This is a genomic window from Oryzihumus leptocrescens (assembly GCF_006716205.1).
GTDB lineage: Bacteria > Actinomycetota > Actinomycetes > Actinomycetales > Dermatophilaceae > Oryzihumus > Oryzihumus leptocrescens.
In genome coordinates this window covers 994,888-1,010,628 of the sequence record NZ_VFOQ01000001.1, presented here as the reverse complement: position 1 = coordinate 1,010,628, position 15,741 = coordinate 994,888, and the positions used below count along the sequence as shown (strand labels likewise).

The 15,741-nt window shown below is 74.7% G+C and carries 16 protein-coding genes and 1 tRNA gene; 9 read left to right on the top strand and 8 right to left on the bottom strand.

Annotated elements, in window-relative coordinates; translation table 11 throughout:
- Positions 1-305: 305 nt before the first annotated feature.
- Complete coding sequence (locus FB474_RS04790; RefSeq protein ID WP_246092049.1) at positions 306-917, top strand: hypothetical protein; 612 nt, start codon at positions 306-308, stop codon at positions 915-917.
- A 6-nt stretch (positions 918-923) separates the two neighbouring features.
- Here FB474_RS04790 and FB474_RS04785 read toward each other — a convergent pair whose 3' ends face one another.
- The gene (locus FB474_RS04785; RefSeq protein ID WP_141787606.1) at positions 924-2,036 is read right to left on the bottom strand and encodes a PrsW family intramembrane metalloprotease; all 1,113 of its coding nucleotides are present in this window, start codon (positions 2,034-2,036) and stop codon (positions 924-926) included.
- Positions 2,037-2,077: 41 nt separating this feature from the next.
- Between FB474_RS04785 and orn the strand changes: the two genes are divergently transcribed.
- The gene (gene orn / locus FB474_RS04780) at positions 2,078-2,707 is read left to right on the top strand and encodes an oligoribonuclease (protein ID WP_221632431.1); all 630 of its coding nucleotides are present in this window, start codon (positions 2,078-2,080) and stop codon (positions 2,705-2,707) included.
- A gap of 121 nt (positions 2,708-2,828) precedes the next feature.
- Positions 2,829-2,904, top strand: a tRNA-His gene (locus FB474_RS04775).
- Positions 2,905-2,991: 87 nt separating this feature from the next.
- On the opposite strand, the gene FB474_RS04770 is transcribed toward FB474_RS04775, so the two are convergent.
- Together FB474_RS04770 and FB474_RS04765 are read right to left on the bottom strand one after the other, a co-directional pair.
- Entirely contained in the window at positions 2,992-3,255 is a 264-nt protein-coding gene (locus FB474_RS04770; protein WP_281286357.1) for a YjbQ family protein, read from the bottom strand.
- Between the two features lie 53 nt (positions 3,256-3,308).
- The gene (locus FB474_RS04765; RefSeq protein WP_141787603.1) at positions 3,309-5,393 is read right to left on the bottom strand and encodes a fibronectin type III domain-containing protein; all 2,085 of its coding nucleotides are present in this window, start codon (positions 5,391-5,393) and stop codon (positions 3,309-3,311) included.
- A 283-nt stretch (positions 5,394-5,676) separates the two neighbouring features.
- On the opposite strand from FB474_RS04765, the gene crcB reads away from it, so the two are divergent.
- The 5 genes from crcB (at position 5,677) to FB474_RS04740 (ending at position 9,313) form a co-directional block, all read left to right on the top strand.
- Positions 5,677-6,195, top strand: a complete 519-nt coding sequence (gene crcB, locus FB474_RS04760) for a fluoride efflux transporter CrcB (RefSeq protein WP_221632430.1) — start codon at positions 5,677-5,679, stop codon at positions 6,193-6,195.
- Entirely contained in the window at positions 6,192-6,563 is a 372-nt protein-coding gene (locus FB474_RS04755) for a DUF190 domain-containing protein (RefSeq protein WP_141787602.1), read from the top strand. Before crcB ends, FB474_RS04755 begins: the two co-directional genes overlap by 4 nt.
- Positions 6,560-6,931, top strand: a complete 372-nt coding sequence (locus tag FB474_RS04750) for a fluoride efflux transporter FluC (RefSeq protein WP_141787601.1) — start codon at positions 6,560-6,562, stop codon at positions 6,929-6,931. Before FB474_RS04755 ends, FB474_RS04750 begins: the two co-directional genes overlap by 4 nt.
- Complete coding sequence (locus FB474_RS04745) at positions 6,928-8,175, top strand: MFS transporter (protein WP_221632429.1); 1,248 nt, start codon at positions 6,928-6,930, stop codon at positions 8,173-8,175. The genes FB474_RS04750 and FB474_RS04745 overlap by 4 nt, the downstream gene beginning before the upstream one ends.
- Before the next feature lie 109 nt (positions 8,176-8,284).
- Positions 8,285-9,313, top strand: a complete 1,029-nt coding sequence (locus tag FB474_RS04740; RefSeq protein ID WP_246092047.1) for a GNAT family N-acetyltransferase — start codon at positions 8,285-8,287, stop codon at positions 9,311-9,313.
- Between the two features lie 35 nt (positions 9,314-9,348).
- Here FB474_RS04740 and FB474_RS04735 read toward each other — a convergent pair whose 3' ends face one another.
- On the bottom strand, positions 9,349-10,026 hold the full coding sequence (locus tag FB474_RS04735; protein ID WP_141787599.1) for a DUF4232 domain-containing protein: 678 nt from the start codon (positions 10,024-10,026) through the stop codon (positions 9,349-9,351).
- A gap of 75 nt (positions 10,027-10,101) precedes the next feature.
- Between FB474_RS04735 and FB474_RS20640 the strand changes: the two genes are divergently transcribed.
- Positions 10,102-11,742: a GH25 family lysozyme gene (locus FB474_RS20640; RefSeq protein WP_185746042.1), complete on the top strand. Its 1,641-nt coding sequence runs from the start codon at positions 10,102-10,104 to the stop codon at positions 11,740-11,742.
- Positions 11,743-11,752: 10 nt separating this feature from the next.
- Here the strand turns inward: FB474_RS20640 and FB474_RS04710 are convergent, their stop codons facing one another.
- From FB474_RS04710 to FB474_RS04695, 4 genes are read right to left on the bottom strand one after another with little or no spacing between them, the layout of a single operon-like run.
- Positions 11,753-12,685 carry a hypothetical protein gene (locus FB474_RS04710; RefSeq protein ID WP_141787598.1) on the bottom strand — a complete coding sequence of 311 codons (933 nt, stop codon included), beginning with the start codon at positions 12,683-12,685 and terminating at the stop codon, positions 11,753-11,755.
- Positions 12,682-14,310 carry a GMC family oxidoreductase N-terminal domain-containing protein gene (locus tag FB474_RS04705; RefSeq protein ID WP_141787597.1) on the bottom strand — a complete coding sequence of 543 codons (1,629 nt, stop codon included), beginning with the start codon at positions 14,308-14,310 and terminating at the stop codon, positions 12,682-12,684. The genes FB474_RS04710 and FB474_RS04705 overlap by 4 nt, the downstream gene beginning before the upstream one ends.
- Positions 14,307-14,987, bottom strand: coding sequence for a DUF5987 family protein (locus tag FB474_RS04700; RefSeq protein ID WP_221632428.1), 681 nt, complete (start codon positions 14,985-14,987; stop codon positions 14,307-14,309). Before FB474_RS04700 ends, FB474_RS04705 begins: the two co-directional genes overlap by 4 nt.
- A complete protein-coding gene (locus FB474_RS04695; RefSeq protein WP_141787596.1) occupies positions 14,984-15,592 on the bottom strand; it encodes a hypothetical protein in 609 nt (202 codons plus the stop codon). Before FB474_RS04695 ends, FB474_RS04700 begins: the two co-directional genes overlap by 4 nt.
- Positions 15,593-15,741: the final 149 nt, after the last annotated feature.

Here is a 15,741-nt window from a genome sequence, read left to right as displayed (position 1 = left end):
CGCCGCGAACGCCTGAAGTGTAGGCGAGCACACGGCGTACCCGGGGGCAGTCCGGCAGAGAGCCGGGCCGAGGCGCTGCCACGGGAGGGAAAACGCCGGCACCCCCGGCGCGAATCCCGTTGCGGCAGCTGACATTGCGGCCCCCAACCACCGCGGTGTGCCGCCCGCTCCCCTCCGCGCGCGGCATTCCCGCCGGGCCCCGAGCCGGTCGGCAGGGGTGGGTGAGGTGGCCTCATGCACGCGTCCAGCGGCGCATCCGCCAGAAAGCGGGGTCACGGGCGGCCCGCGCACGGTTCACTGAAGGGGTGCAGCAGACCAGCCAGGCCCCGCCGATGCGCTACTTCGACCCGCGCCTCGTCGGCACGCTCGAGTGCGAGACGTGGGTCAGCTACTACCGCCACGAGTGGGTGGCGTTCCTCAAGGCCGCGGTGCGGGTGGTGCGGCATGCCTTCGGGCTCAGCCGCACCCGCACTGCCCTCGGCGCGTGGTGGGTGCTGCGGGCCAACCAGGTGTGGGCACCGTTCCCCGACAACGACCCGGAGGCGGCGCGCCAGTTCATGCGCAAGTTCTACGCCCTGGTCGCCCGCACCCACCGCGAGAACTTCGACGTCACCGAGGCGGCCCGGCTGGAGGTCGAGTGGTGGCGGATCCACCGGGGCGTGCAGCGCGGCGAGAAGCCGCCCACGCCCGAGGCCGTCGAGGAGCTCGTCCAGGCGCTGCAACGGCTCTACGCCCACACCTACCGCGTCGACCCCGCCGAGGTCCGCCTCGCCGCCGAGCAGCGCGCCGAGGCCATGCGGCTCTCCGACGAGTGGGTGCGCGACGGCCACCACCGCGGCAGCCCCCTGGTCGCGCAGGAGCGGGCCGCGCTGGTCCGCTCGTATGCCGCCCTGCTGGCGGCGGTGCACACCGCCTGATCGCGGTCAGGTCAGGACGGTCCCCGCGAACTCGCGGCGGCGAGCCGCCAGGTCGAGCAGCAGGGCCTCCTCGCGGGCCGGCGCCTCCGGCCCACCGGCACCGCGTGCAACACGCATCCGCAGCACGGCCAGCTCGCTGGCCACGTCCTGGAACGCGGTCATCGCCGCCAGCGAGCGCCGCCCACCGGTCATCCGCGCCCACACCCGGGCCCGGCGCCGGTCGGGCATCGAGGCGAGCATGCGCACCTCCGGGTAGGTCAGCCACCCGGCCTCGGCATACGGGGCCAGGTGCACGCCGATGAGCCGGCCCTCCCGCCGGCGCGCCCACAGCGCCACCCCGATGAAGGCGGCGAACAGGGGCACCTGCAGGAACACGTAGGCCACGAGGAAGCCCTGGATCCCCGCGACCGTGGTCAGGTTCCAGGTCGCGTGCAGCGTCACCGCGGCCAGCCAGCCGAGCAGCGGGGCCAGCACCCGCGTGCCGGTGCGCCGGGTCGTCGCCGCGACGCCCAGGCCGATGCCGGTGCAGATCGTGAAGACCGGGTGGGCGAACGGGCCCATCACCCCGCGCAGGAGGAAGACGGTCGCCAGGCCGGCGCCGCCGGTGTCGTGGAACGCGCGGGCGAGGTAGAAGATGTTCTCCGCGAAGGCGAACCCGGCAGCGGACAGCCCGGCATACACCATGCCGTCGACGATGCCGTCGAACTCCTGGCGGCGCAGCCGCCAGATGAGCAGCACGACCAGGCCCTTGAGGGTCTCCTCGACGACCGGGGCGACCACGACCGCGCCGAGGGTGAGCGGGTCCTGGCCGGCGTTGCGCAGCACCACCATCGTGGAGGTGTTGAGCACGAGGGCCCCCGCGCTGGCGACGAGCGCGCCCCAGAGGAAGGTCAGCACGAGCAGCCGGGTCGGCTCGGCCTCGAACCGGTCCAGCCACAGGAACGCCGGGACGACCACGCCCAGGGGCAGCACGGCGAGCAGGACGCCGAGCAGCGAGGCCCCCACGCCGGCGCTGACGCCGGCCGCCTCCCCCAGCACCAGCGCACACACCCCGAAGCCCACGATCATGACGGCGCCCTGGACCCAGCGGCGGATGACCGACCGCGTTCCCCACGTCATGACGCGCAGGCTAGTGCAGCCTCCCCCTTAGGGTGTCCTGCGTGACGACGAACGGTAACGACCGCGCGACCAACGACCGCATCGTGTGGATCGACTGCGAGATGACCGGCCTGAGCCTGGAGCACGACGCCCTCATCGAGGTCGCGGCCCTAGTCACCGACTTCGAGCTCAACCAGCTCGGCGACGGGGTCGACCTGGTCATCAAGCCGCCGGCCGCGGCGCTGGAGCAGATGGACGACTTCGTCCGCGACATGCACACCACCAGCGGCCTGCTCGAGGTGCTCGACGGCGGGATCAGCCTGGAGGACGCGCAGAACCAGGTGCTGGCCTACGTGCGCGAGTGGGTGCCGGAGCCGCGCAAGGCGCCACTGGGCGGCAACACCGTCGGCACCGACCGCAACTTCCTCGCCCGGGACATGCCCGAGCTCGAGGCGCACCTGCACTACCGGATCATCGACGTCTCCTCGATCAAGGAGCTCTCGCGCCGGTGGTACCCCCGCGTCTACTTCAACTCCCCCAAGAAGTCCGGCGGCCACCGCGCCCTGGCCGACATCCGCGAGTCGATCGCCGAGCTGCGCTACTACCGCGAGGCGGTCTTCGTGGAGCAACCCGGCCCGGACTCGGACGCGGCGAAGGAGATCGCGGCCCGGCACGAGATCCCGGGCTCCTGACCTGCGCGGACGCGCCGCGGGTGGCGTGCTGCCGGGGGGTGGTCAGAACACCCCGCCGGACCTAGTACGATAGGCGCCGCTGAACACGCGACCGCCACTCTTGCGGCGGTCGTTCGGCATGGTGGGTGTAGCTCAGCTGGTAGAGCGCTGCGTTGTGGTCGCAGATGTCGCGGGTTCAAGTCCCGTCACTCACCCCACAGGGATCGGGCCCCGGCACCGCGCAAGCGGAGCCGGGGCCCGACTGCTTCCCCGGCACCGCCCACCACAGGGCGTCGTGCGCCGACTCAGCCGGGCAGGAAGCTCAGGCGCACCTGCCGCTCCTGGTTGTCCACGTTGAGGTCGACCAGGCAGATGCTCTGCCAGGTGCCCAGTGCCAGCCGCCCTCCCAGGACCGGCACCGTGGCGTAGGGCGGGACGAAGGCGGGCAGGACGTGGGAGCGCCCGTGCCCGGGGCTGCCGTGGCGGTGGCGCCACCGGTCGTCGGCCGGCAGCAGCTCGCGCAGCGTGGCGAGCAGGTCCTCGTCGCTGCCCACCCCCACCTCGAGGATCGCCAGACCCGCCTCCGGCGGTCAACCGACCCGGCGGCAGCCCCGCACCCGCGTCACGGCACGGTCAGCGTCACCTTGTTGGACAGCTGGCCGCTGCCGACCGCGTTGACCGCCTTGACCTGGTAGACGTGCGTGCCGCTCGGCGGCTTGCTGTCGGTGTACGACGTCGGCCCGCCCGGCGTGGCCGTGAGGGTCACCAGCCGCACCCCGTCCCGCAGCACCACGTACTTCGTGATGGGCGAGCCGCCGTCGGCCGGGATCGTCCACGTCAGGGCCACCGCGGGACCGGCCACGAGCTGGCCGCTGAGGGCGGCGGGACCCGGCTTGCCGGCGCCCAGCGTCGCCGAGACCTCGGCCGAGGCCGGGCCCGCCCCGACGGAGTTCACCGCCTTGACCACGTAGTAGTAGGTCGTGCCCGCGGTGAGGCCGACCTCGTCGTCGTACGACGTCGTCGTCACCGTGGCGACCGGGTTGGCCAGGTCCTCCCCGCCCCTGGCCGTGCCGCGGAAGACCCGGTATGCCGTGACCGTCGCCCCGCCGTCGCTCACCGGCGGGTTCCACTGCAGGTGGATCAGCCCGGCCGGGTTGCTGGCAGCCACCGAGGTCGGCGCCCCGGGCACCGTCGCGGTGGTGCTGCCGGTCGGCGTCGCCGACGCCTCCGCCGAGGGGTCGCTCGCCCCGACACCGTTGGTGGCCACGACGACGTAGGAGTACGTGCTGCCGTTGGTCGCCGTGGTGTCGGTGAAGGTCAGCGTGCTGTTGGACAGCGTCGCCAGCGGGGTCCCGGCGAGGCGCTCGCCGCCGGGCGTGGTGGCGCGGTAGACCTTGTACTTCTTCAGCGCCGAGCCGCGGTCGCTGGACGGTGCCGACCACGACAGCCGCACCTGGTTGTCGCCGGGGCTGGCCACCAGGCCGGTCGGCGGCAGCGGGGTGCTCACCAGCGAGGAGTCGAGGAACATCGCGAAGTGCGGCTGCGCGACGCCGGCGATCTTGCTGAAGTCCCCGCCCACGTAGAGGTGGGTGGCGTCCGTGGCCAGCGCCCAGGGCCCCTGCGAGCTGTTGACGTTGGGGGCGAAGGAGGACAGCGCCCCCGTGGCGGGGTCGACCGCGGCGAGCTTGTACCGCGTCTGGCCCAGGAACGAGCCCGTCCCGCTGAAGTGCCCCGCGCAGTACAGCTGCCCGCCGGTGAGGCGGACCGACTGCATGTTGCCGTTGCTGTGGTCGCTCCAGACCAGCGCCCCGGAGGTGACGTTCAGCGCCGCGCACGCCCCGCCGGAGCCGGCGGTGGCCGTGTAGACCCGCGCCCCGTCGGAGGTCAGGTCGAAGACCGGTGCGTAGGAGCCGGCGTTGGTCGCCGCCGCCTTGAAGCCGGTGTCCACCGCACCCGTGCCGGTCAGCGCGACCGCGGCCACCTTGTTCGTCGAGGCCTTCGCCGACACGGAGGTGAAGTCCCCGCCGAGGAAGAGCCGGGCGCTCCCGCCGGCGGCGACGTTGAGCGCGCGGACCCGGCCGTCGGGCGCGGGCGTCCAGGAAGGGTCCACGGCGCCGGTGGAGGCGTCCACCTTCGCCACGTAGGCCGGCGAGGTGCCACCGCCGCCGGCGACGCTGGTGAAGTTGCCGCCGGCGTAGACCGACCCGCCGCTCCAGGCGACGGCGTCCACCTGGCCGGTGCCGGCCACCGACGGGTTCCACGGCCGCAGGGTGCCGGTGGTGGTGTCGAGCGCCGCCAGGCCCTTGCGTGCCTGGCCGTTGACCGTCCCGAAGGTGCCGCCGAGGTAGAGCGTCGAGCCACCGTCGGTGGCCAGCGACGTGACCGTGTTGTTCGTGCCTCCGGCGAAGCTCAGGTCCGCCGCGCCCGTGGTGGCCGAGAACACCGCGACGTTCTGGGCTGGGTAGCTGCGTCCCGAGGGGTCGATGATGCTGCTGAACGTCCCCGCCACGAAGATGCGGTCGCCCACCGGCTGGATCGCCAGCACCCGGGGCACCCCTTGCGAGGCGCTCGTGGTCGTGGCCGGGCCGATCCCCCACGTCCGCGCGGGTGCGGCGGTGACGGCTGCATCGGCCGGCGGCAGCGCCACCAGCCCCCCGGTCAGGCCGACTGCGGCCACCGTCACCACCCGCACGACGCTTCGCCGCACTCTCGCGACCATCGCCCTCCCCTTTCCACCCGACCCCGTGGCCCCCGCGGCCTGTGCTCACCATTACGCCGCAGGCGCCCGCCCCGCCCCTCGTCCTGTCGTCGTAACCGCCTCATCCGCCCCTACGCCTTCGGCGGGAGGCTCGCTACACTCGGCGCACCATGACCGGCGGTGGGGCTCGCCGGACCCGAACCGTCGCCGGTCCCCCGGAGGCCAACAGTCCCTACCTGCACACCGTGGTGCCGGCGCGCACCCACCCCCGTCCAGGTAGGAGGATCGTCTCGTGCCATCCCGTCCCCGGCTGTCCGCCCGCGAGCCGGTCGACCCCGACGTCGACGACCGCCCGGCCCGTCCACCGCGGCGGTCCTCGCGCCGCCGCCCCTCCCCCCGCCCGGGTCACCTGCACGACGAGGCCACCCTGCTGGGCACCATCGCGGTCGGCGGCGCGCTCGGCGCCGTCGCCCGGTTCCTCGCCGGGCGCGCCTGGGGCACCGGCGGGGCGGCCTTCCCGTGGACGACGTTGACCGTCAACGTCGTCGGGTGCGCCCTGATCGGGGTGCTCATGGTGCTGGTCACCGACGTGTGGACCGGACGGCGCCTGCTGCGGCCGTTCGTCGGCACGGGCGTCCTCGGCGGCTTCACCACCTTCTCGACCTACGCGGTCGACATCCAGCGGCTCGCCACCGGCGGTCGCGTGCCCATCGCCCTGGCCTACCTGGTCGTCACCGTCGTCGCCGCCCTGGCCGCGGTGTGGGTGGCCGCGGTCGGCACGCGGGCGCTCGTCGAGAGGAGGGCCCGATGAGGCTCCACGGACCGGCCCTGCGGTTGACCGTCATGGTCGGCGAGTCCGACCGGTGGCACCACAAGCCGCTCTACACCGAGGTCGTCCACCGGGCACACCGCGCCGGCCTGGCCGGTGCCACGGTGCTGCGCGGCATCGAGGGCTTCGGCGCGTCCAGCCGGATCCACACCACGCGGCTGCTGAGCCTCAGCGAGGACCTGCCCGTGGTGGTCGTCATCGTCGACACCGCGGACCGGGTCCGGGCGTTCCTGCCCGAGCTCGAGGAGCTGGTCGACGAGGGCCTGGTCACCCTCGAGGAGTGCGAGGTCGTGCGGTATGCCGGCCGCGAGCCGGAGCAGCACGTCGCGCCGGACGAGGAGCACCGGTGACGGTGCTCCTGGTCGTGGCCGGCGCGGCGGTCGGCGCCCCGCTGCGCTTCCTCACCGACCGGTGGGTGCAGGGCCGGCACGACAGCGTCTTCCCGTGGGGGACCTTCGCGGTCAACGTCGTCGGGTGCCTGGTGATGGGCGCCGTGAGCGGTGCGGTGGGGGCCGGTGCCCCGGTGGCCCTGCGCACCGGCCTCGGCACCGGCTTCTGCGGTGCCCTCACCACCTACTCCACGTTCTCCTACGAGACGCTGCGCCTGGCCGAGGACGACGCCCGGCTCCTCGCTGCCGCCAACGTCGTCGGGAGCATCGTCGTCGGCGTCGCCGCCGCCTTCCTCGGGGTGTGGCTGGGCAGGACGGTGTGGGGGTGAGCGAGCCCGGCCGCGACGAGGAGGGCACCTGGCTCAGCCCGGGGGTCGCCGGCGTCGGCGCGGCCTCGTTCTTCAGCGACGCCGGCCACGAGCTGGCCACCAGCGTGCTGCCCGCCTTCCTCACCTCGACCCTGCACGCCGGCCCCGCCGCGCTCGGCGCGGTCGAGGGTGTCTCGGACGCCCTCATCGGGCTGAGCAAGCTGGCCGGCGGCCCGCTGGCGGCCGACCCGCGACGGCGCGGCCGGCTGGCCTCGGGCGGCTACCTCGGGACCGCCGTCGCGACCGCCGCGATCGGGGTGACCACGGCCGTCTGGCAGGTCGGACTGCTCCGTGCCGTGGCGTGGGTCTCCCGGGGCATCCGGTCGCCCGCACGGGACATGCTGCTGACCTCGCTGGTCCCCCCGGCCGCCTACGGCCGGGCGTTCGGGGTGGAGCGCGCCGGGGACAACGCCGGCGCGGTCCTCGGCCCGCTGCTCGCGGCGGTGCTCGTGGCCGCGCTCGGCCTGCGCCACGCCATCCTGCTGGCGTTCATCCCCGGCGTGCTGGCGGCGGCATGCATCACCGTGGCGGCGCGGGCCGCACGCCGGTCGGTGCTCCCGGCGGAGGGGCGCCGCCGGCTGTCGTTCAACCTCGCCGAGCTCCGGCGGCAGGGCCTGGCCCGCGTGCTCGTCCCGGCGACCCTGTTCGAGTTCGGCCACCTCGCGGCGACCCTGCTGATCCTGCGGGCCACGGACCTGCTGCACGGCCCGGCCGCCGGCGGGCGCAGCCTGACGGCCGCGACCAGCCTGGTGATCGTGCTCTACGCCGCGCACAACGCGATGGCGGCCGTGGCCTCTGTCGTCGGCGGGCACCTCATCGACCGTCGCGGCGCACGATGGGTCTTCGCCGGCGGCGGAGCCCTCTACGTCCTGGCCTACCTGACCTTCGCCCGGGAGCAGCACGGCGTCCTGCTGCTCGCCGCGGGCTTCCTGCTCGCAGGCACCGGGATCGGCCTGGCGGAGACCGCCGAGTCCGTCCTGGTGGCCCGCGCCCTGCCCGAGTCGTTGCGCAGCAACGGGTTCGGCGTGCTCGGGCTGGTCCAGTCGCTGGGCGACCTCGGCGCCACCGCCGTCACAGGCCTCCTGTGGGCACTGGTGTCGCCGCAGGTCGCGTTCCTCTACGCCACCACCTGGATGGTGGGGTCGGTGCTCGCGGCACTGACGGTGCGGGCCCGCCCCTCCGCCACCGCACCCCGCCAGGACTGACCGGCGCGGGACGCGCCAGCCCCGACACAGCCCGCGCCACCCGACCCCGTGCCGCACCCCGGGACAGGCTGCGGTCTGGGCGGGCCAACGGTGCGGGACAATGGTCGCCATGGACGCCGCCCCAGCCCTTCCGGAGGACTGGACGTCCTCCTCCCCCGACGCATCAGACGTCGCCGACCTGCTCGACCTGCTGCGCCGCCACGAGCGCACCGCTCGCGGCTGGCCGTCGGCCTCGCGCGCGGCCGTGGAGACCGACGTCTGCGGTCGCGGCGCCGCGACCCGGCGCCACCTGCTGCTCCGCGACGGCTCGGGCGTGGCGCGGGGGTGGGCCACCGTGCACGACCGGGCCGCAGCCCGCGTCGTCATCGCCGTGGTCGTCGACCCGGACCTGGACGCCGCTAGCGCGGACGACGTCGCGGCATACCTGTTCGAGTGGGCGCGCGAGCAGGCAGCCGACCTCGGCCGGGAGCGTGGCGTCGAGCTGACCCAGATGGACAGCGGTGCCTTCGCCGACGACCCGCGCCAGCAGCTGTGGCTGACCGGGCGTGGCTTCCTGCGCATGCGCTCGTGGTGGCAGATGAGCCGGCCTGTGACGCCGGAGGAGGGCAACGAGGACGCGTTCCCGCCGCCGGGTGAGGGCGTGATCGTGCGCCTCGTGGCCCGCGAGGGCGACGCCATGCCGGACGAGGAGGACCTGCGCACGGTCCACGACATCCTCGAGACCTCGTTCACCGACCACTTCAACTCCCACCAGGAGTCCTTCGACGAGTTCGTGGCCCGGCTGCGCGAGGACCCCGGGCACCGTTGGGACCACTGGTGGATCGCCGAGCTGGAGCGGGACGGCATGACGCCGCTCCCGGTCGGCGCCCTCGTCGGGTCGGTCTCCCCCGGCACCGACGGGGAGCCGGACGGCAGCTACGTGGAGTACCTCGGGGTGCTGGCTGCTGCGCGGGGCCGTGGCGTGGCCCGCTCGTTGCTGCACGCCGTCATCGCCGATGCGGCGCGCCGCGGGCGTGACCGGGTGGGCCTCGAGGTCGACGCGGACAGCCCCACCGGAGCCACCGCGCTGTACGAGGCGGTCGGGTTCGCCACGAAGTACGTCACCCAGTCCTGGCACCGCGACCTGCCGGTGGCCTGAGGCTAGCTCCCGCGCGGGCTCGTGGCGTCGCCGGCTCAGCCGACGCTGCCCTGGTCCCCGGCCACGAGCGGTGACACGGCCAGGTGGCCGCCGTCGCAGGGGTCGGCGGCGGCCTGGACCGGGACGGGGTGACTGTCCCCCGGCGCGGTGACGGCCAGCGACTGGGCCGCCGGGCAGGCCGTCTGCCCATCCGCGGGCACGTGGCTGAAGCCGAGGTCGAAGGAGGCCACCTCGCCGGGGGCGAGCACGACCGTGGACGGTGTCCTGGCGGGGAAGGCCAGGTCCCCGTCATGCGTGGCGCGCACGGGCAGGGCCGACCCGTCCTCGGCCACGAGCCCCACCGTGGGGAACCCGTCGAGGGTGCACTCCATGCCCCCGATGTTGCGCAGCGCCACCACGAGGTGCAGGTGGCCGGCAGCCCCGTCCGAGCTCGCGAGGCGACCGGCGAGCGCCTGCCCGCGACACGGCATACCGGCGGTGGATGCCGCGGCGGTGGTGGGTGCCTCCGTGGCCGGTGACGCGCTCACCCGGGAGGCGCTGCCCTGCGACGCGCCGGCTCCGGACGGCGCCGGGGCGGCGGAGCGCGGCACGGAAGAGGACGCCCTGGGCGCCGCGGCGCGGGTCGTGGCCGAGTCCGGGCCGCAGCCGGCGAGCGCAGTCACGGCGGTGAGGGCGAGCAGCCCTCGGACGACGACGATGCGGTGGGTTGGCAAGAGACCTCCTTCATTTGGGTCAACTCTGCCCTGAACGCCCACGCCGACGGGCGTCTTTGGCCTAATCTGCGCACCATGCGTCACTTCCGTCACACGCTCAGCCCCCGGGCGCGCCGTGCCCGCCGGGCGCTGACCGGCGCGGTGGCGCTGCTCGTCCTGACCGCCGGGCCGGCCGGTGCCTCCGTCTACGGCCCGGACGTGTCGAGCTACCAGCACGTCACCGGCTACACCCTCGACTGGGGCCAGGCCCACGCTGTCGGCGGCGCGGCGTTCGCGTTCGTCAAGGCGACCGAAGGTCCGTACCCGAGCAGCCCGTACACGAACCCGAACTTCGCCAAGGACTTCGCCACCCTTGGGGCGCTCGGCATGATGCGCGGGGCCTACCACTTCGCCCGCCCGTCGGGCAGCACGGACCCCCAGATCATCGCGTCGGCCACCGCGCAGGCGACGTACTTCGCGACCGCGGTCGGGCCGCTCAACCACCCCGGCGACCTGCCCCCGGTGCTGGACCTGGAGCAGAACGGCAGGCTCACCCCGACCCAGCTCGCCCTGTGGACCCAGACGTGGCTCACCCAGGTGCAGCAGCGCACCGGACGACTGCCGATGATCTACGCCGGGCCCTCCTTCTGGTCCACCTCCATGGCGGGGTCGAAGGCCTTCGCCGGCTACCCCCTGTGGGTCGCCAGCTTCTCCGCCACCCAGCCCGCGCCCTTCGGCGGGTGGACCTCGTGGACGTTCTGGCAGTACACCGACCAGGCGACACTCCCGGGGTTCAGCGCGCCCCTGGACATGAGCCTGTTCAACGGCAGCGCCGCCCAGCTGGCGGCAATGGCCAACGGTGCGCCGGCGCCGGCAGCGGTGAGCGCGCCCGCACCGAGCCGGTTCCCGCTGCTGACCGCCGACGCCTTGAAGACCACGCTCGTGGCCAACTACGGGCGCCTCCTGAGACCGGACGTCGCCGGGCAGCCGGTCGCCGCGGTGAAGGTCGCCGCGGTGAAGGCGGTCCAGCAGGTGATCAAGGTGGACAACGACGGCGCCTTCGGCCCGCAGACCGCGGCAGCGCTGACCGCCTGGCAGAAGGCGCACCAGGTGCCGGGCTCCGGACAGGTCGACCTGGCCACCTGGAACGCCCTGCTCGCCTCCGTCGGCGCCCCGATCCCGGCCCCCAACCCGACGCCTCCCCCGACTCCCACCCCGGCGCCGCAGCCGACTCCGGCTCCCACGCCGGCCCCGACGCCTGCGCCCAAGCCGACCCCGGCGGCCAGCCCGCTGCTGCCGTGGGTCCACACCGTGCTGCGCACCGGCGCCAGGGGACCGGCGGTGGTCGCCCTGCAGAAGGCGCTGCACATCACGCCCGACGGCAGCTTCGGCCCTGCGACGGCCAAGGCGCTGATCGCCTGGAAGAGGTCCCACCGCCTGACCGCCACCGCCGTCGTCGACGCCACCACGTGGACCGCGCTCGTCAGGGCGACCACGCCGGTGGCACCGGCCCCTGCGCCGGCGCCCACGCAGTCGCTGCACGCCTACGCCGGGACGGTCCTGCGGGTGGGCTCGCGCGGCCCGGCCGTGGCCGCGCTGCAGAAGGCTCTCCACCTCGGCGCCGACGGGGTGTTCGGTCAGCTGACCAAGGCTGCCGTCGTCCGGCTGCAGCAGGTCCACCACCTGCCGGCGACGGGCGTGGTCGACGCACGCACGTGGAAGGCCCTCGGCGCCTGACGACGCCGGCTCATCCCCGTCGCTCGCCCACCTCCGCGTGGACCCGCCGGTCCAGGTGCCAGTGGTGCTCGACCAACCAGCGGCCGGACCAGCGCTCCAGCAGCACGTCCGCCGTGGCGCGCTCGCTGTTGGTGCACACCGGGCCCACGCCGGAGGGGTCGTCGTACTGCACCGTCACCGACTCCGCCGGGTCCTGCTCGACGGCCACCCGCACCCGACGACGGCCGACCGTCCCGGACACCGACCAGTGCGGCAGCCGCAGGTCAGCGGTCAGCAGCGGCGCGGCCATCAGCGGGTGCCGCGGCCAGGTGCGCCCGCCCACGCGGAGCTGCAGCAGCGGCAGCGCCTTCAGCGAGCGCAGGCCCGGGCGGGTGGACACCGCGGCCACCACCTCGAGCACGTCCTGTCCCCCGAGGTCGGCGTGCAGCCACCCCCACCGCGCGGCGTTGCCTCGGCCGTAGATCCGGGCGACCGCACCCGGCGCCTCGGCAACCTTGAGCTCCCGCCCGCCCACCCGGACGCTCCCCGAGAAGGTGGCGGTCGGGGCCGGCACGACCTGCGCCGCGGGCAGCAGCTCGCGCTCCCACGCCCAGCGGGGGAAGGTGAACAGCGGAGGCCCGCCGTCCTCCACCTCCAGGTCCCACTCCAGCTCCCCCGCCTTCCCGGCGAGCCGCTGCGGCGTCACGCACACGCCCGACAGCCCGACGAGCCGTCCGCCGGAGGTGTCGTTGCGCGGCGCGGGGCCGAACCGGGCGAGCACCGGCGGTCCCCCCGCCGGGAAGGCGGCGGCCCAGCCGTGCCAGCTCACCGACCCGTCGCGGCCGGCGACCATCTCGTGGTGGAGCCACAGACCCAGACCGGTCGCCGGGTCGGTGAGGGTGGCGTACCAGACCTCGAGGCGCCCGCGCTGGCCCCGCCACCGCGCGGCATACAGGTCGGTCACCGGCGCAGCAGGGGCAGCACCGCGCGCCGCCCGGCGGTCTCCCCGCTCGGGGCCGGCGCGCCGTAGCGCACCTCCGCCCCCGCCTCGGCCGCGCTGGCGACGATCGCCGGGGCGGCCCGCTCGGCGAGCGCGGCGATGGTCAGCGACGGGTTGACGCACAAGGAGGTCGGCACCGCGGACCCGTCCGTGACGAACAGGCCGGGGTGGCCGCGCAGCTCGTGGTTGCTGCCCAGCGCCGAGCTCGCCGGGTCGTCACCGAGCCGGCACGAGCCGAGCGGGTGCGCGGACAGGGCGCCGGCATCCGAGGTCCACGGCTGCCACTGCGCGAGCCCGTCCTGCTCGACGACGGCCCGCACCTCCGCGTCGGCGGCGTCCCAGCCCTGCCGGGTGCGCGCGGTCGGCCGGTAGGTCAGCTGCCCCTTGGCCAGGGAGGACGCCACCCGGGTGAAGCTGCCGGTCGGTGGCGGGGGGCCGAACGTGCCCTCGTTGTCGTCCTCGGTCATCGCCAGCAGGGTCAGCCACGAGCGCCACCTGTCGGTCATGGCCTTCTTGCCCACGCCGTACCAGCCCGGGTCCCCGCCGGTCTGCCCGAGGATGTTGGTGATCGTCGGGAAGTAGATCTGCTGCAGCGAGAAGCGGTCGAACTCCGGTGCGCCCGCATCCAGGCCGTCGAAGGACATCGAACCGATCGGCTTGCCGATGTGCAGGGCGTCGTAGGCCACGCCCGGCGCCCGCTCCAGGCTGAGCAGGTCGCGAACCCGGTCCTCGTCCATCACGGCGACGCTGACCCGGTCGCCGTTGCCGCTGAAGTACCTGCCGACCGCCGTAGGCACGCCGCCCAGCAGCGCGGCCGAGCGCTGCAGCACCACCGGCGTGCCCATGGCGCCCGCGGCCAGCACCACCACGCGCGCCTCGATCGCCCCCGCACCGGCGGGCACCCGGGGGTCGGCCGGGTCGACCGCGGTCCAGGCCACCCGGTAGCGGTAACCGGGCGTGGTCGCCGGGGCGATGGTCTGCACCTCGTGCAGCGGGCGCACGTCGGCCCCGTGGGCCTCGGCGGCGGGAAGGTAGTTGAGCAGCATCGAGCGCTTGGCCCCGAACCGGCAGCCGTTGAGCATCCAGTTGCAGTTGGTGCACCGGGCCAGGTCAACAGCCACCGGCACCGGGTTGCAGGTGCGCCCGGCCCGGTGGCAGGCCGCCGCGAACAGCCCGCCGGCATACGGCACGTCGTCCCAGTCCTGCTGCGCGACCGGCAGCGTCTCCTCGACCCGGTCGTACCACGGGTCCAGCGCGGACCGGGTCAGCGCACGCGGCCACTGCCGTATGCCGGTGCCGCGGGTCCGCTCGAAGACGAAGCCGGGCGCGCGCAGCGAGGCCGCGAAGTACACCACGCTCGAGCCCCCGACGCAGTTGCCGGCGACGACGGTCATCCCGTCGCCCTGGACCAGGTCGACGAACCGGGTGTACGTCCCCAGGCGCAGGTCGTGGGTGAACTCCTCGGTGGCCATCCGCGGGCCGCGCTCGAGCACGACGACGTCGGCGCCGCCGGCCGCGAGGTGGTAGGCCGGGATGGCACCCCCGAAGCCGCTGCCGATGACGACGACGTCACACCGCTCGACGGTCACGCCGGGCTCCCGCTCGCCGTGGTGGCCGGGTGGCAGTCGGCTAGCTGCCGCGCGTAGGAGAACGCCGGGAAGCGGTAGAGGCCGTCGGGGTCCGGCGCCGGGAAGCGCAGCCGGGACAGCCCCGGGTGGTGGTGGGCCACCGCCTCCTGCGTGTGCTCGAAGCCCGCCGTGTGGAAGGCGATGAAGGTCATGAGGGCCAACAGGATCCACACCTGCTGGTCGGCGTGCGCGGGGTCGAGCAGGCTCCCGACCAGCCCGGTGCGGGCCTCGAAGGGCAGGGCCACCATCGGCGGGACAGTGGGGTCGGGCACGATCGCGTGCGCGGCCGCCCACGCGGTGGCCTCCGCGTTGAGCAGGGTCGACAGCTCGGGCAGCAGCAGCTCCATCCCGGCCTCGGGCATCGTCAGCAGTGCCAGCGCGCCGGCCTGGACGGCTCCGGCGCCGGGGGCGGCGCCGGCCACGACCCGGTCGCCGAGGCTGCGCTTCTCCCCAGGGATGAGCGTGTCGGCAAACGCGCCCAGGGTCGGGGCCACGCCCGGCGGCAGCAGCGCCACCCCGGTGGGCACGAGGTCGCCCAGCCCGGCCGCCCGGGCAGCCGGAGCCGCCCCGGCCTCGAGCAGGGCGATCGCGGCGACCATCCCCTGGAGCAGCTGGCGGCGGCTCAACCGGGGACTCACGACGCGACCCGCGGGCACGCGAGAGTCGCCGGCGGCGGGGTCAGGGCCAGTCCCCCACCACTGGGCCCACCGGCATACCGCAGGAGCTGGTCGGCGAGCGCGGCCGAGACCGGGCGCACCGCCTCGGCCGCGGTGGCGATCCCGACCGGCTGGCCGTCGACGGCGAGGTTGCGCAGCCGCGCGCCGGCGGTGCCCTGGGTGCGGTCGAACCAGTACGAGCCGTCCCACGTCACCACGGCCGTGTCGGCCCGGTCGACCTGCACGCTCCAGTGGTCGACCTGCCAGTACCGGCACGCCTGCCCCGCGACGGCGAACCGCGAGGGCTCGGCGAGCAGGAACCGGGCGGCGCCGCCGTTGTCGACGGTGATGTCGCGCTTGGCGTACTCCACGCACAGCGGGTCCCGGCCGGCGACGCCCAGCGGTGGCTGCTCCCCCTCGCCGTAGCGGAGGAACCGGCACTGCGAGGCGAACGGCGGCGCGGCATACGGCCCGACGAGGCCGACCGGTGCGCGCGTCGGGTCCGGCGACGGCAGGGCCGAGGCGGTGGCGGTCGCACACCCGAGGGCGCTCAGGGTCAGGGACAGCAGCAGCAGGGTCCGGCGCATACCCGGGAAACGAGTCGGTGTGACGAGGGTTACGCACCGGTAACCACGGCGACCACATCGTGGACGACCCGCCGATCCCCCTGTGGCACAAGCGGGTTCGCCCGCAGGAGGGGTCGCGGATGACTGACTCCCGACGGCCGCCGGGCCGC